This window comes from Aquimarina spongiae, assembly GCF_900141785.1.
Lineage (GTDB): Bacteria > Bacteroidota > Bacteroidia > Flavobacteriales > Flavobacteriaceae > Aquimarina > Aquimarina spongiae.
Genome location: NZ_FQYP01000001.1, coordinates 612,448 through 636,573, shown reverse-complemented (window position 1 = coordinate 636,573; position 24,126 = coordinate 612,448). Strand labels below are relative to the sequence as shown.

Annotated in this window: 33 protein-coding genes; 6 read left to right on the top strand and 27 right to left on the bottom strand. The window is 34.0% G+C overall.

Going from position 1 to position 24,126, the window contains the following annotated elements; genetic code table 11:
* Positions 1-15: 15 nt before the first annotated feature.
* The 5 genes from BUE24_RS02880 to BUE24_RS02865 form a co-directional block, all read right to left on the bottom strand.
* A complete protein-coding gene (locus tag BUE24_RS02880) occupies positions 16-255 on the bottom strand; it encodes a hypothetical protein (RefSeq protein WP_073313687.1) in 240 nt (79 codons plus the stop codon).
* A 115-nt stretch (positions 256-370) separates the two neighbouring features.
* A complete protein-coding gene (locus BUE24_RS23670; RefSeq protein WP_139241898.1) occupies positions 371-598 on the bottom strand; it encodes a hypothetical protein in 228 nt (75 codons plus the stop codon).
* A 27-nt stretch (positions 599-625) separates the two neighbouring features.
* Positions 626-1,588 (bottom strand): sodium-dependent bicarbonate transport family permease, encoded by a 963-nt coding sequence (locus BUE24_RS02875; protein ID WP_073313685.1) that lies wholly within the window; start codon positions 1,586-1,588, stop codon positions 626-628.
* 23 nt (positions 1,589-1,611) lie between these two features.
* The gene (locus BUE24_RS02870) at positions 1,612-1,902 is read right to left on the bottom strand and encodes a hypothetical protein (RefSeq protein WP_073313682.1); all 291 of its coding nucleotides are present in this window, start codon (positions 1,900-1,902) and stop codon (positions 1,612-1,614) included.
* Positions 1,903-1,904: 2 nt separating this feature from the next.
* Positions 1,905-2,177, bottom strand: a complete 273-nt coding sequence (locus tag BUE24_RS02865) for a hypothetical protein (protein WP_073313679.1) — start codon at positions 2,175-2,177, stop codon at positions 1,905-1,907.
* Between the two features lie 102 nt (positions 2,178-2,279).
* On the opposite strand from BUE24_RS02865, the gene BUE24_RS02860 reads away from it, so the two are divergent.
* Complete coding sequence (locus BUE24_RS02860) at positions 2,280-3,197, top strand: LysR substrate-binding domain-containing protein (protein WP_073313677.1); 918 nt, start codon at positions 2,280-2,282, stop codon at positions 3,195-3,197.
* 42 nt (positions 3,198-3,239) lie between these two features.
* Here BUE24_RS02860 and BUE24_RS23810 read toward each other — a convergent pair whose 3' ends face one another.
* The 5 genes from BUE24_RS23810 to BUE24_RS02845 all read right to left on the bottom strand — a co-directional run bounded on the left by BUE24_RS23810 (position 3,240) and on the right by BUE24_RS02845 (position 5,770).
* Positions 3,240-3,395: a hypothetical protein gene (locus BUE24_RS23810; RefSeq protein WP_170864535.1), complete on the bottom strand. Its 156-nt coding sequence runs from the start codon at positions 3,393-3,395 to the stop codon at positions 3,240-3,242.
* A gap of 11 nt (positions 3,396-3,406) precedes the next feature.
* On the bottom strand, positions 3,407-3,529 hold the full coding sequence (locus BUE24_RS24340; RefSeq protein WP_280174014.1) for a hypothetical protein: 123 nt from the start codon (positions 3,527-3,529) through the stop codon (positions 3,407-3,409).
* A gap of 199 nt (positions 3,530-3,728) precedes the next feature.
* The gene (locus BUE24_RS02855; RefSeq protein ID WP_073313674.1) at positions 3,729-4,277 is read right to left on the bottom strand and encodes a hypothetical protein; all 549 of its coding nucleotides are present in this window, start codon (positions 4,275-4,277) and stop codon (positions 3,729-3,731) included.
* A gap of 50 nt (positions 4,278-4,327) precedes the next feature.
* Entirely contained in the window at positions 4,328-5,230 is a 903-nt protein-coding gene (locus BUE24_RS02850; protein WP_073313671.1) for a mechanosensitive ion channel family protein, read from the bottom strand.
* 36 nt (positions 5,231-5,266) lie between these two features.
* A complete protein-coding gene (locus tag BUE24_RS02845; protein WP_073313668.1) occupies positions 5,267-5,770 on the bottom strand; it encodes a Dps family protein in 504 nt (167 codons plus the stop codon).
* A gap of 515 nt (positions 5,771-6,285) precedes the next feature.
* Here BUE24_RS02845 and BUE24_RS02840 point away from each other — a divergent pair.
* Both BUE24_RS02840 and BUE24_RS02835 read left to right on the top strand, forming a co-directional pair.
* Positions 6,286-6,813 carry a DUF3124 domain-containing protein gene (locus BUE24_RS02840; protein WP_073313665.1) on the top strand — a complete coding sequence of 176 codons (528 nt, stop codon included), beginning with the start codon at positions 6,286-6,288 and terminating at the stop codon, positions 6,811-6,813.
* A 32-nt stretch (positions 6,814-6,845) separates the two neighbouring features.
* A complete protein-coding gene (locus tag BUE24_RS02835) occupies positions 6,846-7,730 on the top strand; it encodes a bestrophin family protein (RefSeq protein WP_073313662.1) in 885 nt (294 codons plus the stop codon).
* 8 nt (positions 7,731-7,738) lie between these two features.
* On the opposite strand, the gene BUE24_RS02830 is transcribed toward BUE24_RS02835, so the two are convergent.
* Both BUE24_RS02830 and corA read right to left on the bottom strand, forming a co-directional pair.
* Positions 7,739-8,260 carry a mechanosensitive ion channel domain-containing protein gene (locus BUE24_RS02830; RefSeq protein WP_073313659.1) on the bottom strand — a complete coding sequence of 174 codons (522 nt, stop codon included), beginning with the start codon at positions 8,258-8,260 and terminating at the stop codon, positions 7,739-7,741.
* Positions 8,261-8,305: 45 nt separating this feature from the next.
* Positions 8,306-9,373: a magnesium/cobalt transporter CorA gene (gene corA / locus BUE24_RS02825; protein WP_073313657.1), complete on the bottom strand. Its 1,068-nt coding sequence runs from the start codon at positions 9,371-9,373 to the stop codon at positions 8,306-8,308.
* Between the two features lie 267 nt (positions 9,374-9,640).
* On the opposite strand from corA, the gene BUE24_RS02820 reads away from it, so the two are divergent.
* On the top strand, positions 9,641-9,859 hold the full coding sequence (locus tag BUE24_RS02820) for a hypothetical protein (RefSeq protein WP_073313654.1): 219 nt from the start codon (positions 9,641-9,643) through the stop codon (positions 9,857-9,859).
* 144 nt (positions 9,860-10,003) lie between these two features.
* A complete protein-coding gene (locus BUE24_RS02815; RefSeq protein ID WP_073313652.1) occupies positions 10,004-10,435 on the top strand; it encodes a hypothetical protein in 432 nt (143 codons plus the stop codon).
* 94 nt (positions 10,436-10,529) lie between these two features.
* Here BUE24_RS02815 and BUE24_RS02810 read toward each other — a convergent pair whose 3' ends face one another.
* The 14 genes from BUE24_RS02810 to BUE24_RS02745 all read right to left on the bottom strand — a co-directional run bounded on the left by BUE24_RS02810 (position 10,530) and on the right by BUE24_RS02745 (position 22,268).
* Positions 10,530-11,975 (bottom strand): nicotinate phosphoribosyltransferase, encoded by a 1,446-nt coding sequence (locus tag BUE24_RS02810; RefSeq protein WP_073313649.1) that lies wholly within the window; start codon positions 11,973-11,975, stop codon positions 10,530-10,532.
* A gap of 95 nt (positions 11,976-12,070) precedes the next feature.
* Positions 12,071-12,835, bottom strand: a complete 765-nt coding sequence (locus tag BUE24_RS02805) for a metallophosphoesterase family protein (protein WP_073313645.1) — start codon at positions 12,833-12,835, stop codon at positions 12,071-12,073.
* Entirely contained in the window at positions 12,835-13,383 is a 549-nt protein-coding gene (locus BUE24_RS02800; protein ID WP_073313642.1) for a prolyl hydroxylase family protein, read from the bottom strand. The genes BUE24_RS02805 and BUE24_RS02800 overlap by 1 nt, the downstream gene beginning before the upstream one ends.
* Positions 13,380-13,934: an RNA 2'-phosphotransferase gene (locus tag BUE24_RS02795; RefSeq protein WP_073313639.1), complete on the bottom strand. Its 555-nt coding sequence runs from the start codon at positions 13,932-13,934 to the stop codon at positions 13,380-13,382. The genes BUE24_RS02800 and BUE24_RS02795 overlap by 4 nt, the downstream gene beginning before the upstream one ends.
* 5 nt (positions 13,935-13,939) lie before the next feature.
* Complete coding sequence (locus BUE24_RS02790; RefSeq protein WP_084549371.1) at positions 13,940-15,001, bottom strand: DUF2971 domain-containing protein; 1,062 nt, start codon at positions 14,999-15,001, stop codon at positions 13,940-13,942.
* A gap of 5 nt (positions 15,002-15,006) precedes the next feature.
* Positions 15,007-15,483 carry a macro domain-containing protein gene (locus tag BUE24_RS02785; RefSeq protein WP_073313633.1) on the bottom strand — a complete coding sequence of 159 codons (477 nt, stop codon included), beginning with the start codon at positions 15,481-15,483 and terminating at the stop codon, positions 15,007-15,009.
* Positions 15,480-16,115, bottom strand: coding sequence for a DUF4291 domain-containing protein (locus BUE24_RS02780; RefSeq protein ID WP_073313630.1), 636 nt, complete (start codon positions 16,113-16,115; stop codon positions 15,480-15,482). The genes BUE24_RS02785 and BUE24_RS02780 overlap by 4 nt, the downstream gene beginning before the upstream one ends.
* Positions 16,112-17,059 carry an ADP-ribosylglycohydrolase family protein gene (locus BUE24_RS02775; protein WP_342039412.1) on the bottom strand — a complete coding sequence of 316 codons (948 nt, stop codon included), beginning with the start codon at positions 17,057-17,059 and terminating at the stop codon, positions 16,112-16,114. The genes BUE24_RS02780 and BUE24_RS02775 overlap by 4 nt, the downstream gene beginning before the upstream one ends.
* Positions 17,056-17,532 (bottom strand): nucleoside 2-deoxyribosyltransferase domain-containing protein, encoded by a 477-nt coding sequence (locus tag BUE24_RS02770; RefSeq protein WP_084549370.1) that lies wholly within the window; start codon positions 17,530-17,532, stop codon positions 17,056-17,058. The genes BUE24_RS02775 and BUE24_RS02770 overlap by 4 nt, the downstream gene beginning before the upstream one ends.
* Before the next feature lie 24 nt (positions 17,533-17,556).
* The gene (locus tag BUE24_RS02765; RefSeq protein WP_073313627.1) at positions 17,557-18,393 is read right to left on the bottom strand and encodes an ADP-ribosylglycohydrolase family protein; all 837 of its coding nucleotides are present in this window, start codon (positions 18,391-18,393) and stop codon (positions 17,557-17,559) included.
* Positions 18,394-18,405: 12 nt separating this feature from the next.
* Positions 18,406-19,224 carry a ribose-phosphate diphosphokinase gene (prs, locus tag BUE24_RS02760; RefSeq protein ID WP_073313624.1) on the bottom strand — a complete coding sequence of 273 codons (819 nt, stop codon included), beginning with the start codon at positions 19,222-19,224 and terminating at the stop codon, positions 18,406-18,408.
* 97 nt (positions 19,225-19,321) lie between these two features.
* On the bottom strand, positions 19,322-20,002 hold the full coding sequence (locus tag BUE24_RS02755; RefSeq protein ID WP_073313621.1) for an NUDIX hydrolase: 681 nt from the start codon (positions 20,000-20,002) through the stop codon (positions 19,322-19,324).
* An 83-nt stretch (positions 20,003-20,085) separates the two neighbouring features.
* The gene (locus tag BUE24_RS02750; RefSeq protein WP_073313618.1) at positions 20,086-21,138 is read right to left on the bottom strand and encodes an AraC family transcriptional regulator; all 1,053 of its coding nucleotides are present in this window, start codon (positions 21,136-21,138) and stop codon (positions 20,086-20,088) included.
* Positions 21,139-21,161: 23 nt separating this feature from the next.
* On the bottom strand, positions 21,162-22,268 hold the full coding sequence (locus BUE24_RS02745) for a type 1 glutamine amidotransferase domain-containing protein (protein ID WP_073313615.1): 1,107 nt from the start codon (positions 22,266-22,268) through the stop codon (positions 21,162-21,164).
* 210 nt (positions 22,269-22,478) lie between these two features.
* Here BUE24_RS02745 and BUE24_RS02740 point away from each other — a divergent pair, with 210 nt between their 5' ends.
* Positions 22,479-22,796, top strand: a complete 318-nt coding sequence (locus BUE24_RS02740) for a histidine kinase (RefSeq protein ID WP_073313612.1) — start codon at positions 22,479-22,481, stop codon at positions 22,794-22,796.
* Between the two features lie 10 nt (positions 22,797-22,806).
* On the opposite strand, the gene BUE24_RS02735 is transcribed toward BUE24_RS02740, so the two are convergent.
* Positions 22,807-23,979, bottom strand: a complete 1,173-nt coding sequence (locus tag BUE24_RS02735; RefSeq protein ID WP_073313609.1) for a response regulator — start codon at positions 23,977-23,979, stop codon at positions 22,807-22,809.
* Positions 23,980-24,126: the final 147 nt, after the last annotated feature.

Here is a 24,126-nt window from a genome sequence, read left to right as displayed (position 1 = left end):
TTAAAGCGTGGGGAATCAATTTAGTCTAAGGTTAAATGCAAGTATTTGTCTGACTTCCTTTTTATGTGGTTTTGGACAATTTTTTAATATTCTACGCTTAATGATATTGTCAATTTCTCCGGGTTTTACCCATTCCATCAACCCATAATTAAGGATACTCTCATCATAACTGTGTTGTATCCTACCATTTTTAAAAAAAGTGTACTTGTCTTCAAGACGATCTCTACCCACACTAATGGTACAAAGTTCATTCATAATCCTTTACTTTTTTGTTTAACTATTATAGAATATTGTTAAACAAATTTACAATATTAAAGCTTTAATTAAAAGAGAAGATTAAAAATAAATCGATAATATTTTGTTAATTATCTTATTCTAAGAGCTTGTAAATTAGGTGTATTTCTGCCTTAATTGCTTTCAGTAAACGCTTTTGTTTTCTATGATTCCCCAAGAAATTGAGCAGACAAATATCTTCTTGAGTGCGATACAATAAGGACTGGCAATATTCTAGTCGTTCTGATAAACTTTGATGCAGGATAATATCCCGATACAAAGGATCCAGACCACGTAGCGTATATTTTTTTACCAGTCCTTTCATTGATTTTAAGTAGTATTGTATGCTGTGTCAAAAGCTCTGAATCAGATACATATAAATGGGCATTCCCAATGTAATATTGAACGGAAATGTAATCGCCAATGCCATAGGTAAATATAAACTTGGGTTGGCTTTTGGCGCCGCAATACGCATGGCTGCTGGTACTGCTATGTAAGATGCACTTGCTGCTAGAATCGCTAACAAGAAACGATCTCCTACATTTTCTAAAAACAATCCAGATACTTTGGCTACCAATACCCCGTTGATTAACGGAATTACGATAGAAAACAGGAACGCAAACCACCCTTTTTTAAGCAATGCTCCTATTTGCCGTCCGCTGGTTATCCCCATATCTAATAGGAAAACAGCCAGGAATCCTTTAAAAATATCTGTAGTAAAAGGTTTAATTCCTTCGGCCTGGGCGTCGCTAGCAATAAATCCAATGACCAAACTACCCAGTATTAATAGTACACTACCATTAGTAACCGCATGTTTTACCAAGTCTAATAGTTCCTTGGTAGATTTTTTACCATTTGAGTATATACGCAGAAGAAATACTCCAATAATGATCGAAGGAGCTTCCATTAATGCCATTACCGCAACCATGTGCCCTCCAAAATCAATTTGCTCCATTTCCAAAAAACTAACTGCAGTTACAAAAGTCACTGCACTTACAGATCCGTACGCTGCTGCAATAGCTCCTGCATTATCGGCAGTAAATTTCAGTCTTAAAATAAAGAATGTATACAGGGGCACTAGTAATGCCATCAACATTCCAGCGATGATAGCATACGTAATATCCGCGCTGTACTCACTATGGGCTAACTCTTGCCCCCCTTTAAAACCAATGGAGAGCAAGAGATATAATGAAATAAATTTAGAGGAATTTTGTGGAATTTTGAGGTCACTCTTAACTTGAGATGCCATAATTCCTAACACGAAAAATAATAAGGCCGGATTCGTTAAATTATCGACCAAAAGATGTAAATTCATTGAAATTCAATGCTTTGTGTTTATTAATCGATAACTTCTATTTCTAGTACACCGCTAATTTTTACTCTTTTGCCAGCGATTAAGGCTTCTTTATGAATCGTTTTAAAATCTTCTTTTTCCTGAAGCAATTCTTGTACCCTACTGTCATCGTACTGAGTGTCACTATTGATATTACCCTCGCACAAAGAAAGTCTGTGTAACTTGTGGAAATTGATTTTTTCTCTGATCAAACTATTGATCACATCTGCAGCTTCTGAAGGAGTAAATACTCCATCTACTAATTGTACCTTGTGTAAAACTTCTGTTTTTACCATAATTATTTAGTTTTTGATTTAAATTGATTTTTAGGATGAAAAGCTATAAAAGCAATAAGACAAAGGATAACTCCTACTATCAAAAGTTCACCAGTGAGCTCACTTTGGGACGTATAACTTGCAAAAATTGCTGTAGCGTAAATCAAGGAGAATGCGATCAAACTCAAATTCTTTACCCGTTCGTATAGCCTTACCTTATTAACTTTTAAGGTGAATATGGATTTTTCATTTTGCACCTGTATCGCTTTTGAAGCTAATTTGATATCGGTTTCCATAATGTTTGTTTTGATAATTGATTTTATTTTTCGGTGTAAAATTATGGAGTATAAACCATATATTTTTATTTATATTTGTAATAAAAATCATAAGGTTTATTTATGAATTATACTTTGCACCAACTCCAAATTTTCCTGGAAATCGTTGAAAAAGGTAGTGTTACTAAGGCTTCAGAGTCCTTGTTTCTAACACAACCTGCGGTGTCTATTCAGCTAAAAAAGTTTCAAGATCAATTCCCATTACCGCTCACAGAAATTATTGGTCGTAAGCTATATGTCACTGATTTTGGAAAAGAAATTGCCGAAGCTGCTCAAAAAATACTGGAAGAAGTATCTACAATTGATCATAAGATTAATCAGTTCCAGGGAAAGTTAGCCGGTAAACTATCGATATCGGTAGTTTCGACAGGAAAATACGTGATGCCTTATTATCTATCCGATTTTGTAAATGCGCATCCAGGAATTGATTTTAAAATGGATGTTACCAACAAATTAAAAGTAGTTGAAGATTTGGAAGAGAATAAGGTTGATTTTGCTTTGGTATCCGTTTTACCAGAACATCTCGATTTGGTAAAACTTCCATTGGTAATCAACAGTTTATATTTGGTTGGTGGTGCAGAACGAGAAAAATTAAGGACTGGAAAAAAGGAACTCATTTTTACCGAACAACCCTTATTATATAGAGAACGAGGATCTGCAACACGTAAGGCTATGGAGGCTTTTATAGAAGGGAAAAATTTACCTGTGAAAAAGAAAATAGAACTCACATCCAACGAAGCTTTAAAACAATCTGTAATTGCTGGTCTTGGTTACTCTATCATGCCAATGATTGGTATCAAAAATTCTTTAAACAATGGAGATATAACCATTATTCCTTTTAAAGGATTGCCCATACGTACACAATGGAATTTGGTATGGTTAAAAAGAAAAAAACTATCCCCTGTAGCACAAGCATTTATAGATTTTTTGGAATTGGAAAAAGAAAATATTACTTCGAAGTACTTTGATTGGATCAAATAAAAAAATCATTAGTCCATTATTTTTGACTAATGATTTGACACATTATAAAGCGGTATTGGTGGTTTTAATTTCCCAATACGACATATCAGAAAAATCGGTGCATTTTCTGGCCTTCTGTTGATTTTTCCAACGATCTATTTCGTTTCTTAGTTTTTTGGAGGTTTTGGTTTCTAGCGCTATTCCGTTTTTGTAAGACATGATGTTGCTTATTATTTTTGACGATCTATTATTTGATTTTGTACTGTTCTTCGTTTTAGTTTTCTTAAAAAGCTCTTGCTTCCGAAATACTTCTTCTGCAATCCTGGCCTTTGTATTTTATTGTTCTTTTTCATTGGATAATTGTTTAAAGGGTTAAAAATAAGACTACGGTGATAACATACAGAATCATTGAAGCCGCTATCATAATACCTACAGATTCAAACAATCTGTTTTTAAAATTTTTCATAATGTTTTGTATTTAGGTTTTTGGAAGTAGTTTGTTTAATGAAATATTGGGGTCGATTACACGCCCCCAATATTGATGTTTTATTATTATAGAATTTGATAAGCCTTCACAAAAATCTTTTCTTTTTGACCGTTGCTAAATGTAAGTTGATAGACTCCTTTTTGATCTATTAGTTGTTTGTTTTCCATTTTATTAGCAGTTATGCGATCTATTTTTTCAATTGTAGTATTTCTATGTTGTAAAGAAACTTCAAGTCCTTTTGCAGTAAATTGAAAATCGTAGAAATTGTTCTCTGGGCGATCATAATTCAGTGTAATTATTTGATCATATTGTTTATCCTGATCGTTATCCAACATAACCACTTTAGTTACCGTCTCTTCGGCGTACTCTTGATTCATTTTATTAGAAGTGCTGCTATCGCTAGTTAATATCAGTGGTTGTACAGAAGACTCTACTTCAAATTGCTTATAAATAAATTCGTCACCATCCTTAACCACCTTCTCCTTTTTTTTCTCAGTTTCCAACGAAGTGCTTGTATGCTGCTGTTGAGCCTGTAAAAAACTAAAGGGGATTGATAGTATTGTAATTAATATATAAGTGAATACTGTGTTCTTATAATCTATATTAAATTTCATTTGTTGTTGTTTTTATAATGTTATTATTGAATACGGTTTTCGTATTACTTTCAGTTTGTAGCGAATGCTTCCAATTGGTTTAAGTTTTTTATAGAGTGCTGCGGACTAAAATGTAATGTCCTAATTGGAAAAGGAATAGTAATTCCTGCTGCATCATAAGCTTTCTTAAGTTCAATAATCGCCTTACTTTTTGCCTTCAATCGATCTAATCCACTTGTACCCTCAATCCAGAACCTACAGAGGTAATTGATAGAACTGTCCTCAAATCCTGTATAATAGAATTCTATCTGTTTATCAATAGGCTCCTGGTCAAAAAACGTATGAATCGTTTTCGTTGTGAGCTTTTGTACCTCTTCTAGATCAGATTCGTAACCAACACCACAAATTATCGATACTCTCATTTTGGTAGTTAGGGAATAATTCTTAAAGGGATTTTCAAGTATTTGTTTATTAGGAATTACCACTACATTATTATCTGCTTCCTTTAACACAAAGTAGTTGAGATTAATGTCAATTACTTCTCCAGCAAACCCATTAGTTTCTATCCAATTCCCTACTTGTATATTATTTCTAAACGACAATACTATTCCTGATATCGTATTTGATAAAGTTCCTTGAAGTGCTAATCCAACTACTAATCCTGATACTCCAGCACCCGCCAAAATACTGGTCAATGCCTTTCCTAAGTTCAGTGCAGACAACGCTAGTACTAAACCTCCCAATACCACAAATACCGCAGTGCATCGGGCAACTAATTTTGAAATTGACGTTTGCTTTATTCTTTTCTGAGTAAGTTTCAAGGTTACTCGATAAACAAACCTGGATATGATATAGGAGACTAATAGTGCTATAATGGCTACCAAAATGTTTGGAAGATTACTAATAAAACTATCTGCCCATGTTTGTAGTTTGTTGGTTACAATTCCTACTGAGGAATTTATTTCTGAATTCATAAGTATTGGTTTTTGGTATTGGTATTTGCATTAATATTAGGATTGAATCATACTGGTATCCAAGTGCTCTTTGGGTTCTTTATTCCAAGCAGATAGCATCCAACTATATTTTTCTAGTTCTCGGATATATCCTCCCATCATGTCCAAAGTACCTTCGTCTCCGGCATTTTGCGCATGAGAAATTACAACTCGCATTTGGGTTAATATTTTGGAATGGTCTCTTATCAATTCGCTTACCATTTCTTGATCTGTTTTTAAGGGAGATACCTCTTTTACCGTAGCTATTTGCAAATAATCACTATACTTGGAGATGGGATGATATCGTAAGGTCAAAACACGCTCGGCAATTTCATCTATTTTGGCTCTGGCGTCTATGTATAACTCTTCAAATTTTTGGTGTAATTCAAAAAAGTTCTTTCCTAAAATATTCCAGTGAAAGTTTCTTAATTTTTGATAATACATATGATAATCTGCCAACAAGGTGTTTAATTCCATGACAACAGGTAATAGTTTTTCATCATTCATTTTCAAATAATTCATTTGCTATGATTTTAAAGATTAGTAAAAAGATGTATTGAATCTCAACAGCTAAAAACTAATTGCAGGTACGCAATAGAAAAGAAATTGTTTTTTTAAAGAGCTCTGTTGTTCTAACATCAATACACTTTCAATATAAAGGCATAGGGAATTTTGTCAAGGCATTTAACGGGCTTTAACCTCTATTAAGAATCTTTAACATAAGAACTGTTAAACATAAGAGATAAATGTTAAACATAGTATAATGATCAATATTAAAAACAAGGCAGTTTTTCCTAAAAAACACTTAAAAACAAGTCATTTTATTGTAAAAAAGTTCATTTTTTACCAAAAATGAGTGATTTTTTATTTTTTCTAAAACGACAAAATTTCATAAAATAGATGTCAATAACGTTCATAATGCCACAGATATTTTGAGAGTGTCACAAGTCTTAATAAAGATTTAAAAACGAAAAAATTGCTAATGAATTGATCCATTTTTTGTATACTTTGATCAACTTATAATCAACAAAACATCCATGAATTCTTTATCCGTACGACCGATTATTCTTTTATTGACTTTACTCCTTTGTTACGCTTGTGTAAAACAAAATCCCAACAAAGAAGTAGAACAAGGAATATTGAAAGAAAATAAATTACCTCCTTCAGATGATGGTTTTTCATACCCTGTCCGAAAAGAGGTTTATGTTCCTATCTATTCTGACATATATAACAAGACAAAGGATTTTAGGTTTCAACTAACTGCAACTTTGAGCATTAGAAATACCAGCATCAAAGATTCATTATTCATCAAAAATGTAGATTATTACAATACTTCAGGGCATTTTGTTCGTTCATATATTCAATCTCCTATCTACTTGAAACCTCTTGAGTCTATAGAATATGTTATAGAAGAAGAAGACACCTCTGGGGGAAGCGGCGCTAACTTCTTGATAACCTGGGGAGCGCAAAAAAACTTGAGACCTATTTTTCAAGGAGTAATGGTTGGGGTTTCTGGCCAACAAGGTTTTGCATTTACTACCGAAGGAAAAGTAATCTCAGAATAAAGTTCTATTTTTAGGATAAATATGAACTTGAAATGATTTTAAATAAAAGAATTCCTCTTAGCTATACTTTAAAAAAAATTAAATGGGATGTTGTTATAACTGCATTATTCGCTACCATTATTCATTTTTTTTCAGTTCATATCATACCAATTAATTTACCTATTGCATTAGGTGCTTTTTTGGGAACATCTATTACACTTTTGTTATCGTTCAAATTAGCACAATCCTATGATCGTTGGTGGGAAGCAAGAAAAATATGGGGTAGTATTGTCAATGATTCTAGAACCCTAATCATACAAATACTTAATTTCTCCAAGGCAGATCATAGTATACATCGAAAAATAGGCTTGAGACAGATCGCTTGGTGTTATAGTCTTGGCCAATCTTTAAGAAAACAAGATCCTACAGAAAATTTAGAACCTTTTATTTCAGAAGACGAATTATTAAGAGTGAAGACATTAAAAAATGTTCCTCTTCATTTGATCAACCTACATGCAATGGATGTCAAATTTTTACTGGATCAAAACCATATCAACAGCTACCAGCAAATACAAATTGATCAAACCATGAGCCGTTTAACCGCTGCTATGGGCATGGCAGAAAGGATTAAAAATACCGTTTTTCCTAAATCTTATCGATTGACACTGAAGTTTTTCATTTATCTGTTCTTGGTGCTTTTATCTTTGTCATTAACAGACTTGGCGGGATTTATCGAGGTTCCTCTCCTAGTAGCCATATCGCTTCCTTTTTTTATGTTGGAAAAAATTGCTTTCAATATGCAAGATCCTTTTGAAAACAAGCCTACAGATACTGCTATGACCTCAATAGGCAGAACCATCGAAATTAATCTAAAAGAATTATTACAAGAACAGGAAATTCCTGAACCCTTGACGACTAAAAAATATTACATTCTTTAGTAACAATATTATGTTTCTTCTTCGATGATAATCGGTTTTTTTCCTAATATTTCAATTCCTTTTTGCATCACCAAAGAGTTGGGAATTGTTACATTTTTACCATCATCAGTTTTTAGGAAAAGATAAAAACCTGTAATATCAATAAGTTCTCCGGTCCAATCAAAATCCTTGTCCAAAATACGTATGCGATCTCCTATTCTCACCGGATGACTAAAAAATAGAATAACGCTGGCCGTTAGACTTGACAAGATAGACCATTGGGCAAAAAAACCAACTCCCAGTACAGCCAGCACCGATGAGATAAAAACGGCAAATTGCTTGTGATCTACCCCCCAGATAATAGCCAGTACCGAAAAACTAATGATGTAGATCACCAGGTAACTTAAATTAAAGATCACCTTTCTACGATTAATCTCTATAGCTTTGATAAAACCAAATCGCCTAATCGCCCTTTTGGTTAGAAAAAGAATCACTGCCATAACGGCAAATAAAATGATGCTATAAAATATCTCTAGCTTGTATGCTAACATATATAATAGGGTTTACAACTACACAAAGGTACTACTCAAATCTTATTACAACCACTTCTTTCGTTTAAAATAGAATAACAAACCGAAGAAAATGACAAACATAACTACCCACAAGATATAATATCCGTATTCATAATGAAGTTCGGGAATATTCTCAAAATTCATCCCATATACACCTGCAATAAAGGTAAGTGGAATAAAAATAGTAGCAATAATGGTAAGCACTTTCATGACTTCATTCATTTTATTGCTAATCGTAGTCATATACATATCCATCAACCCCCAAATCATCTCCCTGTAGATTTCTACATTTTCGTGAACCTGTAGGATATGATCGTACAAGTCTCTCAAATACAACCTAGTCTTTTTGTCTATCAATTGATGTTCACTTTTATCTAGTTTGTTAACTACTTCTCGCAAGGGGAATATAGCACGGCGTATTTTTAGAATTTCTTTTTTTAAACGTTGGATTTCGTGAGTAATATCGTCGTTAGATTGTTCTTCAAACAAATCATCTTCTAACTCTTCTATTTTATCGCCCATCACTTCGATAATATTGAAATAATTATCTACTACGGCATCCATTAATACGTATAGCAAATAATCAGCCCCCATAGACCGTATTCTTCCTTTACTGTAGCGAATACGATTACGTATGGATTCAAAAACATCTCCATCGGCTTCCTGAAATGAGATGACATACCCATCCCCTAATACAAAACTAATATGCTCAATAGAGAGTTTATTGTTTTCATCAAAGTATAGCATTTTGAGGACGACGAACAGATATTCCTGATATTCTTCTATTTTAGGCCTTTGCTCAGTATTGGCAATATCTTCTAGGATGAGCGGATGTAAATTACAATGGGTCCCTAATTTTTCTATAGCCTCAGTATGGTTCAATCCATTGATATTGATCCATGTAATAGGTTTAGAATCTATGTACGGATAAGCCTCTTCTATTTGATCCAACTCTTTTTCGTCAAAGAAGTTTTTGTCATAATCAAATACATCTACATATAAGTCTCCACTATGCTTTTTACCCACATAGACCACAGATCCGGGAACCATGCCTAAGGTGTTTTGAAATGAGGGTGATTTATTTTCTTCCATTGTATATTTTACCGTTTAATAGTACAGACAAAGTATTAATTTTTTTGATCCCTGCAAAGTTCTTAAATCCGTAGTAAGGTTAGAATTTTGACCGAATCATAAAACTATTCAAACAATAGTTAATTTTTGTTTAATGTTCATTGTAATTAATTAAACAACATGTATATTTATGGTATGAAATTTGAAGTAAGATAGTTGTTGATTTCAATTTTTTCTGAAACAACAATATTTTTAAAATTTTTTCTAACAATTATAAAAACATTACGAATGGAATTGATACAAGATGCATTGGAATTTGAAAATCGTAAGATGTCAAATATGTCAACTAGCGACAGAGTAGCTGCTTCCAGAGAAGCCAAGTCGCTAATATTAAGTATAAATGAGATTTATAAGAAAACCAGGGATGCTGATCTTATGGATTTGATGAAACGTCTTACCGCCAAAAAACGAAAAATCGAAAAACGATTAAAAGGATTACCTGTGTAACCCAGCAGATATTTATTGTGTTTAGTGATTTTATCAATACCAACAATGAGGAATGATGAATGCGTTTAGATGTTGGTTTGAATCGAGGAATACCCTGTATTTTATGATTCTTAACAGGGTATTCTTTTTTAAAATGAAATAGTTATGATTTTAGAAACCACCTACAGTAGCAAGGAGAACAAAAAGATCATTAATGATTTGGTAGGGAAACCCTTTTCATTGATTCAATCATTTAAAATGAAAGGCATTGGCTCTAAACGCATGATTATTGATGATGTGAGCCCAAATCTTAGTAAGTATCTAAATTCGGTATCAGATTTGAGCTACGGCAGCATTGAACTGCGCCCTAATGGTATTCTATTGGCAATCAACAAAGGATTACGAAACTTTACCTGGATTATTCCTTACTATCAGTTTTATATGTATAAAACCAACGGAGTAAGTATACATGCCCAGGGTAAATTTGTACACTTCAAAAATAATAGAACACATAAAGAAAACAAGTCATTTTTTGATAAACTTACTCATCTTAAAGCAGACTATGATATTAGATTTCCGCATGTAGATTCTATCTAATGCTACAAACAAATTAACCTCTAAGTCACTTAAACTTAAAGGTTAATTAAATAATCATAAATATTTTTAAATCAGTTTTTTATATTTTTAATTCTTACTTCATAATTCTTTTTCTAATTTGATCCAAAGTATCATCCACTTTTAGTTCTCCGTTGATAAAAACGGTTTGCAATACACCTTCTTTTTCTTCCTCTTTTGAAACCTGATCTTTGAAGTTTATACTCCCATTTTGTTGATATAATTGGATTAAACCTTTTGCAGATTTTTTGGTACCATCATCGGTTACAGGATCCTTAAAGATTTCTCTTCCTTCTCCATTTACTTCTACATAAGTAGCTTTCATGGCGAATCCAAAAGTATCTCTGGTATTGTATTGATAAGTAAAGCTTCCGATACCTAATACCACATTGGTAGATGCAAATCCTTTTTGTTTTAGGCGTTCACAAATTTGAGTTGCTCTTTCTATAGTGATACTATCTCCATATATAGCACCTATTTTTGGATTTAGCACTTTATAACCTTGATCATTGATGGTTCCACCAAATTCGTCCCAAAGTAGTTCTATCACACCTTTGGCAACAACAGGGTTTTCGTGTTCACATCCGCAGATGATATCTACCGGATCTCCAGAATCAGGGCGAATCACTAGTTTCCCTTCGCGATCCAGCACTTCTTGCTTTAGCTCTGGAAGATATTCGGTCAATACTTTCCATAAATCCCAGGTATCCGACACTACAGACAATATTCCTGTTGGATAGGTTTCTAACAATCTTCTAAAGGTACCGATCTCATCATCTTTACTACCTGCACACATCACACTGTGTTCTGTTGCATTTACACTACCAATTACCAGTTCTTTGGTTACGTCGGTATTATAATACGTTTCATATGCCTTAGCTACTGGTAAGGTATCACTACCCGAAAAAGCCAAAGCGTGCCCCATCCCACTCAAAATAGCCGATTCTGTACCAGACATACCACGCATCGAAAAGTCGTGACCTTGCCAGGTAACAAATTCTAAGTTACCCTTGTCGGTATCCATAGCATACTGATTCAATATTCTTCGGTACTGTTTAGCAATCGTAGCCGAGGTACAAGGCTGCCAAATGATACTAGATAATAGGGTTTCCAGATAGTTTGTTAACCAGAAAAACTCAGGTTTGGTGTTTACCAAAGTAAACATCGGTACTCTAATTGGCACTTCTGTACCCTCAGGTATGGCTTTTATCTCTATAGGTAGATATCCCAGATCGTGTAAGGATTCAATATGCTGGATATCATAGTCCACACCCAAATAGTGATCCACATATTTTTTATATTCTGAAACTACAGTTTCTTTTGGCTGATTAAAGAAATCTTCATTAAACCCCTTGATCAAATACTCCTTGATAAAGTATTGCAATCCGAAAAACACCACATTATTTACGCCTTCTACTCTACTCTTTCTTGGCGTCCAATTAGAATATACAAGGGTCGTTCCTTGTGGATATTGTTCTCTGTGGCCTAGTTTATATCCGTCTGTCAAAAGTAGTGGGTTCATAATTTATTATTTTGCGTTATTTATACGCAAATATAAAATAGAAGTTTGATTCTACAAAACATTTTGCCTCTTTTCTGTAGAAAAATAGAATACAACTAATTTCTGCCTTGCTCTTTGGGATACAACTCAGTTAACGGATCACTTTGCCAAAACTCTTTCGTATCTACATCCATTATACTCAGTTTCCCCGTAAATGCCGCTCCCGTATCCAAATTCCAAACATTTAATCGATTCATGGGGATATTCTCATTTTCATGAAGTGTAGGTGTATGGCCAATAAAAATTTCCTTATAGAATTTATAGCGCAAAGGATCATAAAACAACTCATCTCCTCCTCCTTTTGCTCTAATCTCATGTATGGCGATAGCGTCCTCCCATAGTGTACGATCATAACAATAATTCACCCTGTTTTCATTACCAATACCTAAAACTGAGGTAAAACCAGCATGCAAGAAGAGTCTATTTTGTGAATCGATATAGTAATACTTTAGACTTTGCAGAAACCGTAAGTGCTCTTTGTTTTTGTGATGCCCCGTTTTAATGTAGCTAAATATGGTGGATTCTCCACCTTGCGCTAACCAGAAAGGACTATTGCTTTTATCAGTATCTTCAAGAGGATAAATAGCACCATGCTGTAACCAATTTTCTAATTTTAAATCGTGATTACCTTTTAAAAATATACATTCTTGCTCTTGCTGTAAGTCTATAAAAGACTGGATAGTTTGAGCCGATTCACTCCAACCATCCACATAATCTCCTAGAAATATCAACATATCTTTTGGAGTTACTGCTGCTCTCTCCAAAACTTGAAGCAGCGCTTTATAACCTCCATGTATATCTCCTACGGCAAGAGTTCTCATTACATTTTGTACATTATATCTGTCCGTAACACATATTTGGTTCCAGAAATGATAGCTTTACCTTCATGTCTAAGCGGATGGTGAAACAACAAAGCATCACCTTTTTGGGGTTGTACTAGAACTCCTTCTTCAAAATAAGTTTCTCCTCCTTTAAAATCATCATTTAGATATATTAAAAATGAAAAGAAACTACATTCGGTTTCGTTTCGTTCATAACTTCCATCTCTATGCATTTTAAACCGTTCACCTTCTTCATATTTATAAATTCGAAACATTTCATTGAGTCCAATGGCTTTATACTTCCCAAAGGTTTCTGTGGTAAACGGTTTTATCTGTAACCAGATCTTTTTTGCTAAAACTTCATCTTTAAACAAAATACGTTTATTGTTTCGTATTCCTTTAAACATAACTTGTTTACCATCAATACTCACTTTTGCTTCTTCAAATGACACTTTTTCTCCCCTCTCAATAAATTCATTACATTCTTCAAAAGATAAAAAGTTCTTTACCATAAAAATTTCAGGGTGTAATTCTATTTGCTCTTTCATTCTTCTTCATCTTTAAATTCTAAATAGTTTACAGGAACATGATCCGTTAACCACACCTGATTATCCGATTGAAAAAATGGAATACCATCACTATACATTTCTTCTGCTCTCACTGTTAAAATAACAGGTTTTCCCCTACGAGCTCCTACAGTTAAAGCAGTATCCAACTCTTCACTAAGATGCACATGATGTCTACTCATTTTAAGCAATCCTTTTTCTTTGATAGCTTCTATAAATCTAGCCACAGTACCATGATATAACAACTCTGGTGGTCGTTTTGGTGTATAGTTTAAATCGATAGTAACAGAATGCCCTTGACTGGCTCTTATTTTTGTATGATCCTCATTAAAAGCAAATCGTTGCTTATCATTTGATGATACTATTTCTTGCAAAAGATTGAGATCCAGGCCAGAAAACTGCTTTTGTAATTTAGTCAGTAAGGTTTGCACATCCGCCCAACCCTGATCATCCAATGCTAATCCAATTTTTCCTGGATCATGCCTTAGAATCAAACTTAAAAATTTACTTATTTGTTTATGGTTTGGTTTAATAGTATTTATATGAAATTATTAATTTTTACATTTATTTCTCCATTTCTAAAATGAGAAGTAGCCCAAGCAATTCCTAAATCTTCTTGATTTTTTAGGTAATGGAGCATTGAAACACTATCCGCTTCAGAGAAAAGATGATTTTTTATAAATTCCGCAAATTGTTTTAATTCAGATTCTGAAATTGGGTGTTCAATTTCTAGCGTAATATCACCTCGTTTTTTCAATCGCCAATATTGCTTTTCTTTAATTTCAAATCCTACTTGTTTTCCTTTGGTTATGATTTGTGGTAAATAATTCATGTAGGTCAATCGATCACCATTGGGATCAACTAATCTTTTATGACAAAGAGTATAAGACTTTGGAGATAAACTCATTTGAAAATATTTAACTCCACGCCCCTTAAGTCTTTTCATTAACTCTTGTTTGTGTTCTTCTACCATCCGTATTCCGAAGTAAATCGATTTTAGCGCTTTTGAATTATAAGAATGAATTCCAGGAGAATCAGTCACTAACCTATATTCCTTTTCATACTCCCATCTCTTGGATTTAAAACCCAATATTTCTTTAATCATCCCATTAGATTTGATCCGGGTTTCAAAAAATTCAGGAGATGGAGGTCGATTAGTGTAATCCACAGGAAAAGGAAATACTCTATTCGTCTGATAACTTTTTAGCAGTATATTTAAGTCATATTCTATACAAAATCCTTTGTGAGAATCAGAATAATGTGCCCATAAAAGTTCGTCATTTGAAGTTGTGGAAAGCGAATAGACCCCAGCTTTTTGACAAGTGGAATCAAGTCCTTCAATGGCCTTATTAACTCCTAACAATTTTTCTTTTTTTTGTTCGCTGTCTAATAAGTCAGCAACTATACTTGACTGTTTATTAAACCTATCCCAATTAATTATCCCTTCACAAGGATCATTAAGAGCCTTAATGGATGATGACCAAAAGTAATTTCTTTCTAATGAACTTAAATCTCTTTCAAATATCGTATCATTTCCACCTCTATATTTGTATACTAGATCCGGCCTCAAATTCTCTTTTCCCTTTTTCCTATTAAACATATCTTCTATTCAAAATCATATACATAAACATCTAACTCTTTTTGAATTAATGTTTTTTGTATTATCGGTTCTATTTTTTCCCATTTACCTCCGGCAAGTCCGCACCCTATTCTTGGCATGTGAATACTGGCTGAAAGTAGTTGAGCTTCTTTTGCAATCTTTTCTAAACATTCTTTCACAGCTTCATATCGAATAGGTACACCTTTACTTCTAGTTTTTATTCCCAGCTGCGCTATCATATTCCCTACATAAATATAATCTGCAACCTGAATTACCTGAATAGCTCCCAATTCAAAATCGTTTTTTGCTCTATTTCGATGCCATTCTCTATACGATTTTTCAGGCTCTGACCATCTTTTTGAAATCGCAAGAACAAATCCTTTTCCCCAACCACCAATATTGTTACATATATGTACAATGATCTTTGTTTCTTTAGCTTGTGGAACAGTAGCATCTCCTTTTAAATAGGTTATTTCTTTCATTTCAGCATCAAATATTTATTCAATTCTTCATTTTCAAAAACTAATGGTTTCTCATTAGGGATCACTAACTCGTTCAAATTTTTAGATTTCACAAACTCATATTGCTCTTTTACAAAATCTGAAATATCTTCAATTTCTAAGATATCATCTTTTGAATAAGATTGTATATACTCTTTCCGAAGACCGATTTGTATTGCTCTACGCTCTAATTTGGCCCCATAGGGATCATGATCTGGATCCCATTGCAATCGTACATTCGATCGTTGTACATCCTTTTGCCAAGTTTCATAAGACTCATAAAACTCTGGTTTGAATGAAGAATACACGGCATTTTCTAAGTAATTTTCAAAAGCTGTTCTTTTAAGATGTATTGCTAGTACGACTTCTTGTCCTTCTTTTGTACCCCAACCGTTTCGAAACATCATCCAAAGAAAATTGGGTTTGATCCAAGTCATGCGATCTAAACTAAAATTACCTCCAAAATATTGATTTTCGGCGGCAAAACTTCCTATATCAGGTCTGTAAGATTGATATACTATTATTTTTTCTTCATTATATTGAGCCATAATGTGATAACCACTTTCTGGCCATTTATCTAATTGTTCTGTATATTTTTTTAATTCTAATTTCATTGTATACTTGTATTAAATCTATCGATCAGCTCTTCAATATCTTCAAGTCTAGCTAATCGAGATTTCCATGTCTCTGGGATACCTCCATCTCTAACATATAATCCTGCTAATCCTCCTGTAATTGCAGCGGTAGTATCAGTATCTCCTCCTAGATTTACAGCTTTCAAGACGGCTTCAGCATAGGTGTCACTATTCAAAAAACACCATAAAGAAGCTTCTAAAGAATGGAGCACATAACCTGTACTCTGTATGGTATTTTCCTTTTCCTTAGAAATATCCCCTTCTAAAATTCGTGCAAAGAGATCAATTTCATTCGTATTGAAATCCATGGTTTTTGAAAACTCCAAAATCGGTTGTTTTATATTTTTATATGCTTCATGTTTCTCTTGCCCTTTTAATAATAACAACCCATATTCTACATAGATAAAACAAGAGAATACAGATCTAAGATGCGCATGCGTCACAGAAGATACTTCTTTTATGATTTCATAACGTTTTGATATTGATGTTTCTCTGTGAAGAAAATAGACCAAAGGCAAAGTTCTCATCAGGGATCCATTACCATTATCGTGTTCGAACATATTACCAGAAAACTTAGCAGATAAACCGGATAACACTCTATCCAAAGAATGTCTAGTGCTACCGCCAACATCAAAAACTTCGTAATGAGCACCCCAATATCCAGTGCTATACCACTTGGCAAAAGTTTGTCCGATATCTTCTATATCATACCCTTTAATCAAACTATCAACGAGACATAGTGTTAGCGATGAGTCATCAGACCATGTTCCTGGAGGTTGATTCCAGCACATGTATCCCATATAATCGGTTACTGGTTCATTTTTTAAATATTCTCTGGATTTAAATTCAACCGGAACGCCAAGTGCATCCCCTATTGCTACTCCTAGTATCCCTCCTTTTAAACGATCTAACATCGATTTCATTTCTTTCTCTTTTTAATCACTTCAATCAATTCTTCTAATCGATCTACTTGTTGTACTCCGTACCGTTTACAGACGATATCTACATTTCCTTTTCTCCAAAAACCCTCTGGGCAACATACAATTAGTTTCCCACTTTTGGCAAACAATCCCAGTTCTAGCAATGAAATTGGGGATTTGGTCCCTTTATCAAAATACATAACGATCAAATCACATTGCTCCAAAGCGTCCAATTCCCAGGTAACCTGCTCATTAAACTGAGGATTTGTAATTTCTTGCTTCCAACTAGCGTCCCAATTCAACCTTCGTGGATTAAGCAAGGTAACCTGATCTCCTTCTAATGCCTGAATCACTTTATCCTGCCATTTTTGGGCTGTATCCCCTTCGATACTACCGGCCAGAAAAACAGAATAATCTTTGATATTCGTTACATCCTCTGGCGCTGTAATGACACGCACTTTATTTTGTATTCCCATAGTGTATTCCTGTATCCTTTATATTCAAAAACCAAACTTTTGTTGTAGCTTCCTATCTAGTGTTACCAAATAATCTCTACCATACTTGCCATTTTCTAACTCATCGTATAAAAAAGATGGTAAATCATTGATCACTCCCTTTTTTACACTCAAAATAGCCATAGACATTTCGGCAACGGTATCGGTATCGCCTCCATAATCAATTCCTTTTTGCAAACAGGATTGCATACTAGTCGCTTCAATTACCAATGGAATCACAGCATTAGTGGTTGGATATGAGTGCATGTCGATAGGACTAACGATTTGATAATTTCCTTTTTCCTGTATGGTTTCATCCAAAAAGTCGATCAAAGAACCTTCATTTACATATAAATAGTAATGAACGGCCAAGGCAATACGCAGTGCACCGGTAATTCCTTCTTGCGTATCATGAGAAGTTCTGGCTTGAATTTCAACAAAAGCTTTCAATTGATCAATATCCCGAATATATCCCAAGGTATACGCTCGCATCGCAGCTCCGTTACCAGAACTCTCATTATTGATGGTTTTTAAAAAATCCTTTCCTGTTTTGCTGCTGTACAGCGCATCATATACACGATTAGAATATCCTCTGCGTATATCACGATGAAATACTTCCACAAACTTATCCGCTACCTTTTCTTGAGTCCAATCATCTTCTTCTACTAATAACTCTGCAATGGCAATGGCCATTTGCGTATCATCGGTATACTTTTTATAAATCTCGGTATATAAACCATGAGAATGATATGTGGTAAGTGTATTGTTTGCTTTTATAAACGCATCTTTTCGGAACTCAAAACCAGCTCCATATGCGTCTCCTATTGCTGCTTCTATGATCATAATCCTAGTTTTTTAAAGTGAAAATTGATACAGTTTGTCATGATCAAAATCCTTGAATGAATTCGTGGTAAATACATAATTAAATTGATCTGTCAATACCTCTATTCCTTTACTAAAAATACCATGGCTTACTGCCAGACTTAATTCCCCTGCATTCTTTGCTTTAAGTTCTTCGGCAAGGCCTAAAAAAGTTCCTCCTCCGTCGCAAATGTCATCGATTATCATACAGTGCTTTCCTTTTAAATCATCTTCATACACTCTAAAGCCGGATAACTGCCCTGTTGTTACATCTCTTTTTTTGGAACACTCGATAACTTCTACTCCACCCAGGTATTCTGCAACTTTATAGATTTTCTTCAACGCTCCACCATCTGGAGAAATCAATAGAACTTCTTCATTGATCTTCCCTATACATGTCTTCACAAATTCATAATTGTGGATCACTTTTACATTATTCAATAATGCGGGTGTTACTTCAGAATGTGGATCAAATACGGTGACTTGATTGTATTGTTGAGCATTAATCATATCTGCATATACTTTTACACTCAAGGACTCTCCTGCCACCATCACTCTATCCTGTCTAGCTGCCGGGAAATAAGGAATAAAAGCATTGATATGCCTTACTCCCATTCTACGAAGCGCATCTGTGGCAATGAGCAACAATCCCATATCGTTAAACGAAGAAATACGATGCGTAATAGTAACAGTATTCCCTATTTGTTGTTCTTTTATTTTGATGTGAGGTTCTCCTCCATTGAAAACAAAAGCATCAAATTCGATAGAATTTCCATAAGGTGTGAACGAAGGGTCTAGATGTAAATACTTCATTATTGTGTTGTTTTTACGCAAATTTAAAACACCGTAACGAATCCACCAAATATTTTGCGTAAAAATTACATTAAAAAGTATTTGAAGTATTCAATTGCTACTTAATATCGAAGAGGAACCCTTCTTTTTGATGTTTGAAGTACTGTTTTTTATTGAATTGAAATAAGTTAGCGGGTCTACCTCTACCCTCAGATACTTTTTCGTCCAGTTCTTCCAAAATATCAAAACTCAATATTTTCTTTCTGAAGTTACGTCTGTCGATTTGTTTCTCGAGTATGGTCATATATAACTTTTCCAGATCCGAAAACAAGAATTTATCATCCAACAAATCAAAACCAATCGGTTCGTAGGTGAGTTTGTTCTGCAAGCGTTGTTTGGCTTTTTCTAGAATATGCTGATGATCAAATGCCAAATCCGGCAGTTTCTGGATATCAAACCAAGCCACGTCCTGGGCATCTGTATCTGCTTTGATCTCGTGATGTTCTGGTTTTACCAAGGCAAAATAAGTAATGCTTACCACCCTATTTCTAGGATCTCTACCCGGTGTACCAAACGAATATAGTTGCTCAAGATAATCTACTTTTACGTTGGTTTCTTCTTTTAGCTCTCGTTCTACTGCTTCCTCCAAACTTTCATTTTCTAACACCAATCCTCCGGGTAAGGCCCAGGAATCTCTAAAAGGAGCTATATCTCTTTTAATCAATAATACATTAAGCGTTTTATCTTTGTATCCAAAGACCACAGCATCTACAGCTACTTTTATATTTTGGCGTATCATATACGCAAATTTATAAAATTAAGATTAGTCAGGCAATCAATCCCCTTCTTTTGTTATGTAAGCTCTCTTATATTCTACTCATTTCAAATATTTTCTTTCCTATATGCTGAGGGCGTCACACCTTCGAATTTTTTGAAAGCAGCATTGAATGAAGACAGACTGCTAAACCCTACATCAAAAGCAATTGAAGCTATTTTTAACAGTTGACTGCTATCCTGCTTCAACAAGCTTTTAGCGTCTTGTACACGATAATAATTAATAAAATCATTAAAATTCTGATTCCCATACTGGTTAATAATTTCTGAAGTCTTTTGAGTACTCTTCCCTATCAACTTACTTAAAATGGATAAAGAAAAATCTGGTTCGAGATACCTTTTTTCTTTCACTACAAATTGTGATAGTTGATCAAACAACTGAATATCCTTGTTTTCTTTAAACACATTTCCGTCTACATCGGTTGTTTTTAACTGAAAAGCTTTATAACTTAAAAAATAGATAACCAAAGAATACATAATAGGTCCAACAATATAAGGAACCGTATTCTCTATGATATTTAGAACATAAGAAATCCAGATAATAACAAAACCAACAATCAATAAGGATAACCATTGAAGTATTGATTTTTGAAATTTAGTGAGTAAAGTATGCTGATGTTTTTTCTTCATTTGCCTTATCAATATAGCCGAAGCAATAATATAAAAAGCAAAGTGCAGATAGATACTTATAAGCACACTTCCAAATACGATAACTGCAGTTCTGTTATTTTCATCAAACCAACTATTGGTCACCATAAAGCTAGAAACAAATACCAATACAAACGGAATCAGTTCTAGCAAATAGGTTTTGGGAAGCAAAAAATTGGGACGAGTCATTGCAATTACATACCAACGCAGCAAAGGACCAATCAACAATAAAAAAGCCAAACCGATAAAAATAAATATGGGTTCCAGATCATCTCCAAAATGCAACAACACTGATTTTCCGATCCTGAAGGCCATAAAAACCAACAACAGCCCAAGTAATATATTGGCTGTTGTCTTCTTTTTCTTGAAAAAAGATAAGTATACGGCAAAGGACAGACCATGCAAAAGTCCTGCACTGCTAATGATGATAAGGAGAATATCTAAGAAATCCAATAGATCGTTTTTATCAAATGTACTTATATTTTGTTAGTTTTTGCTTCACATTTTTTAGCATACGATGCCAAATTCAATAGGTTATAAAAATTCCCTACTTCTCCTTTCATAGCTGCCAAAATGCTATGCTTAGCAATCAAAACTCGATTTACCGGCTTTTGTTTTGATACTATAAGTGTGTTTATTTTTTCCTTAGCCTTTTGTTTTCCATCTGTATGATAAGCTAATAATACCTGGACCGCATATTCTTCGTCTGTAATTTGTCTGTGCTTTGGGGTATATCCCATTTGTTGAATCATAGTTTCTGCAAGTGTCCAGGTAGACCATGGATTCTGTCCTGTAATCAAATTACCTGAATGACTAACGTTATCCAAATACATAACTCCTTCTTCAAAATTTGCTCCTTGCTCCTCAATTTTATCTTGTAGAAGAAATGGGAAAATAGTTTTTGCATCAGAAATCAATAGTAATTCTTCATCATTGGTAAACCCACTTACCTCCTTATCTTTCAATAAGGATTCACCATTATCCAGGGTAACATTTACCAATGCTGCTGGTCCGTGGCACACAGCTCCAACCACTTTGTCTGATTGATAATATTCACTAACTATAGATTGGATATAGGGATTATCAGGAAAATCATACATAGCCCCCTTTCCTCCTGCAAAAAAGATGGCTTCATAATCTTCTGGTATAACCTTTTCTATAGGGATTGTATTACTTGTTTTGTACTGTGCGATAGAATCGTTTAGAAAAGCATAATCATATGCTCCCATATCTTCATCGTCTATAATTACCGGAGGCTTCCCACCTAATGTACTAGCAATGTCCACTTCAAAACCATTTGCAGTAAATACATAATAAGCTCTAGAAAGTTCGCTTAATTCATATCCGGTTTCTTTCTCGGTAGTTCCCATCTTGTCTATACTAGTAACCACTGCCAAAATCTTCCCTCTTTTGGGGATTACATTTTCTGAAAGATATGTTAAGTCACTAACATTGGTGGTTTTCAAATTTTGATCTCTGGGAGGAATCAATCCTTTGAACCAGAAACCAAAACTAACTAATATAATAACTAGACCTAGGATAGTAACTCCTACCCACTTTAATATTTTATACACTTTTTTCATCGTACTTCGTTTTATGATTATTCAACGAAATACGTTAAAAAACAAGGGGATTCATGTCGAAATGATCATTCCGTCAGACTAAAAAATCAAACGGTATCCTGAAAATGACATAAAATAATCCAATAGTAGCGATCTGCTTAAATACCCATTTATTTTGATGGTTCCTTTTCAATTTTAATTGTATTTTTAAATGTATCTAAAAACCTATCCATGGAACAACCCAACCTTTCTGAAATCCAAAAATTATCTGGTGGAGATCCTGTTTTTGAAGAAAAAATTTTCAGTGTTATAAAAAGAGAATTCCCTGTAGAAAAAGAACAATATTTTCTCAACTTAGCAGCAGGAAACACTACAAAAGCTGCAGAAGATGTGCATAAACTGAAGCATAAAATTGGTTTCTTGGGTTTAGAAAAAGGGTACAATATAGCAACTGATTACGAAAATCATTTAAAAGAAAACAGTTATGAACTCCAAGAGGATTTTGAAAGTATACTGAAAGTGATTACCGATTATCTAAAAACTATATAAGAGCACTTTATCAAGTAACAGGAATGACTGTAGATTTCGTTTTAAAATTGTAATAGTAAGCGATTTGGCCTAACTGCCCTACAATCTTAATTGAATCTTTCATTGATAATTTTGATCCATCCGCATGAATCCATCTTTTTAAGGGTTGCTCACAGATATATGAAATGGCTTTGTCCTTACCGTAGTATTTCCTCATTTTCATGAAAATCTCCACATCAAAAAGCCATTTGGTAATAAATTTATCTTTAAACATTTCGTTTGCAATTTCACGATCCATGATTTTAGCACCGCATTGCGTATCATTAAAGGACATTCCTAAAATGTTGCGAATGATCAAATTAATGGTTTTACTTATGATTTTCCTTGCCGATTCTTTGGTAATGTTTGCTCCCATCCTACTCATCCGAGAACCGCTTACAATTTTAAAGTCTGAAGTTTCTATAGTTTTTACCAAATCATCAAAATCCTGAAAATCAGTGGATAAATCAGCATCCAGATATCCTATATAATCTAATTGCGTATCTCGGGAAAGGTGCAATACACCTTGTCTTACCGCTTCTCCCTTACCTCCATTCTTTTCACAATCGTATACACTGATATGATCCTCTCTACCTTTTGCTAGATTTTGAAGTACTTCTAGAGTATTATCAGTACTTCCATCGTTTACAAAGCAAAGGTGATATCCCAGATTACTATGGACAAAATCGGTAAACTCCTTACTTAAAATACGAGTTTCTTCATTATAACAAGGAATTACTACTCCAACACATCGTCTTTGTAGCATTTTCCCTTTAGAATCTGATTCTGATTTTTTCTGAAGTTTTATACCCAGTATTCTAGAAATTCTGGCCGACATTTCATTGAGAGATAATGGTTTTTTCATGTAATCATCAATACCCAAATCAAATCCGTCTATAATAGTGTCTTCATTGGTATTACCAGACAAGACTAATACTTTAACGTCAGAGTTTTTCTCATGTCGTATTTTTTTGATGACTTCGAGGCCAGACATTCCATCCATATTAATGTCTACAATGACCATATCTGGTTGAAATTCATCAAAAAGCTTAAGGCCTTTGGGACCATCATCAGCGCATTGAATGGTAAATCCTAAATCGGTCAAATGTTTCTCAAGAGATAATAAAATAAGTTGCTGATCGTCAATAGCTAAAATTTTCTTCATAAAAAGCGTAGGTTTAAAATTTTAATGAACTCGATTGGGGTAATTTGAGCTGACGACATGTAGAAATTAAAGTCAAAAATAGCGGGGCATAATTGCTATTTCTTCCATTCAATATGTACTAAAAGTAATAAATTATTCCTTAATCCA

Excerpts from the sequence above, each read along its gene's own strand:
- BUE24_RS02880 (WP_073313687.1), bottom strand. The coding sequence starts at position 255 with ATGAATGAACTTTGTACCATTAGTGTGGGTAGAGATCGTCTTGAAGAC.
- BUE24_RS23670 (WP_139241898.1), bottom strand. The coding sequence starts at position 598 with ATGAAAGGACTGGTAAAAAAATATACGCTACGTGGTCTGGATCCTTTG.
- BUE24_RS02875 (WP_073313685.1), bottom strand. The coding sequence starts at position 1,588 with ATGAATTTACATCTTTTGGTCGATAATTTAACGAATCCGGCCTTATTA.
- BUE24_RS02870 (WP_073313682.1), bottom strand. The coding sequence starts at position 1,902 with ATGGTAAAAACAGAAGTTTTACACAAGGTACAATTAGTAGATGGAGTA.
- BUE24_RS02865 (WP_073313679.1), bottom strand. The coding sequence starts at position 2,177 with ATGGAAACCGATATCAAATTAGCTTCAAAAGCGATACAGGTGCAAAAT.
- BUE24_RS02860 (WP_073313677.1), top strand. The coding sequence starts at position 2,280 with ATGAATTATACTTTGCACCAACTCCAAATTTTCCTGGAAATCGTTGAA.
- BUE24_RS23810 (WP_170864535.1), bottom strand. The coding sequence starts at position 3,395 with ATGTCTTACAAAAACGGAATAGCGCTAGAAACCAAAACCTCCAAAAAA.
- BUE24_RS24340 (WP_280174014.1), bottom strand. The coding sequence starts at position 3,529 with ATGAAAAAGAACAATAAAATACAAAGGCCAGGATTGCAGAAGAAGTAT.
- BUE24_RS02855 (WP_073313674.1), bottom strand. The coding sequence starts at position 4,277 with ATGAAATTTAATATAGATTATAAGAACACAGTATTCACTTATATATTA.
- BUE24_RS02850 (WP_073313671.1), bottom strand. The coding sequence starts at position 5,230 with ATGAATTCAGAAATAAATTCCTCAGTAGGAATTGTAACCAACAAACTA.
- BUE24_RS02845 (WP_073313668.1), bottom strand. The coding sequence starts at position 5,770 with ATGAATTATTTGAAAATGAATGATGAAAAACTATTACCTGTTGTCATG.
- BUE24_RS02840 (WP_073313665.1), top strand. The coding sequence starts at position 6,286 with ATGAATTCTTTATCCGTACGACCGATTATTCTTTTATTGACTTTACTC.
- BUE24_RS02835 (WP_073313662.1), top strand. The coding sequence starts at position 6,846 with ATGATTTTAAATAAAAGAATTCCTCTTAGCTATACTTTAAAAAAAATT.
- BUE24_RS02830 (WP_073313659.1), bottom strand. The coding sequence starts at position 8,260 with ATGTTAGCATACAAGCTAGAGATATTTTATAGCATCATTTTATTTGCC.
- corA (WP_073313657.1), bottom strand. The coding sequence starts at position 9,373 with ATGGAAGAAAATAAATCACCCTCATTTCAAAACACCTTAGGCATGGTT.
- BUE24_RS02820 (WP_073313654.1), top strand. The coding sequence starts at position 9,641 with ATGGAATTGATACAAGATGCATTGGAATTTGAAAATCGTAAGATGTCA.
- BUE24_RS02815 (WP_073313652.1), top strand. The coding sequence starts at position 10,004 with ATGATTTTAGAAACCACCTACAGTAGCAAGGAGAACAAAAAGATCATT.
- BUE24_RS02810 (WP_073313649.1), bottom strand. The coding sequence starts at position 11,975 with ATGAACCCACTACTTTTGACAGACGGATATAAACTAGGCCACAGAGAA.
- BUE24_RS02805 (WP_073313645.1), bottom strand. The coding sequence starts at position 12,835 with ATGAGAACTCTTGCCGTAGGAGATATACATGGAGGTTATAAAGCGCTG.
- BUE24_RS02800 (WP_073313642.1), bottom strand. The coding sequence starts at position 13,383 with ATGAAAGAGCAAATAGAATTACACCCTGAAATTTTTATGGTAAAGAAC.
- BUE24_RS02790 (WP_084549371.1), bottom strand. The coding sequence starts at position 15,001 with ATGTTTAATAGGAAAAAGGGAAAAGAGAATTTGAGGCCGGATCTAGTA.
- BUE24_RS02785 (WP_073313633.1), bottom strand. The coding sequence starts at position 15,483 with ATGAAAGAAATAACCTATTTAAAAGGAGATGCTACTGTTCCACAAGCT.
- BUE24_RS02780 (WP_073313630.1), bottom strand. The coding sequence starts at position 16,115 with ATGAAATTAGAATTAAAAAAATATACAGAACAATTAGATAAATGGCCA.
- BUE24_RS02775 (WP_342039412.1), bottom strand. The coding sequence starts at position 17,059 with ATGAAATCGATGTTAGATCGTTTAAAAGGAGGGATACTAGGAGTAGCA.
- BUE24_RS02770 (WP_084549370.1), bottom strand. The coding sequence starts at position 17,532 with ATGGGAATACAAAATAAAGTGCGTGTCATTACAGCGCCAGAGGATGTA.
- BUE24_RS02765 (WP_073313627.1), bottom strand. The coding sequence starts at position 18,393 with ATGATCATAGAAGCAGCAATAGGAGACGCATATGGAGCTGGTTTTGAG.
- prs (WP_073313624.1), bottom strand. The coding sequence starts at position 19,224 with ATGAAGTATTTACATCTAGACCCTTCGTTCACACCTTATGGAAATTCT.
- BUE24_RS02755 (WP_073313621.1), bottom strand. The coding sequence starts at position 20,002 with ATGATACGCCAAAATATAAAAGTAGCTGTAGATGCTGTGGTCTTTGGA.
- BUE24_RS02745 (WP_073313615.1), bottom strand. The coding sequence starts at position 22,268 with ATGAAAAAAGTGTATAAAATATTAAAGTGGGTAGGAGTTACTATCCTA.
- BUE24_RS02740 (WP_073313612.1), top strand. The coding sequence starts at position 22,479 with ATGGAACAACCCAACCTTTCTGAAATCCAAAAATTATCTGGTGGAGAT.
- BUE24_RS02735 (WP_073313609.1), bottom strand. The coding sequence starts at position 23,979 with ATGAAGAAAATTTTAGCTATTGACGATCAGCAACTTATTTTATTATCT.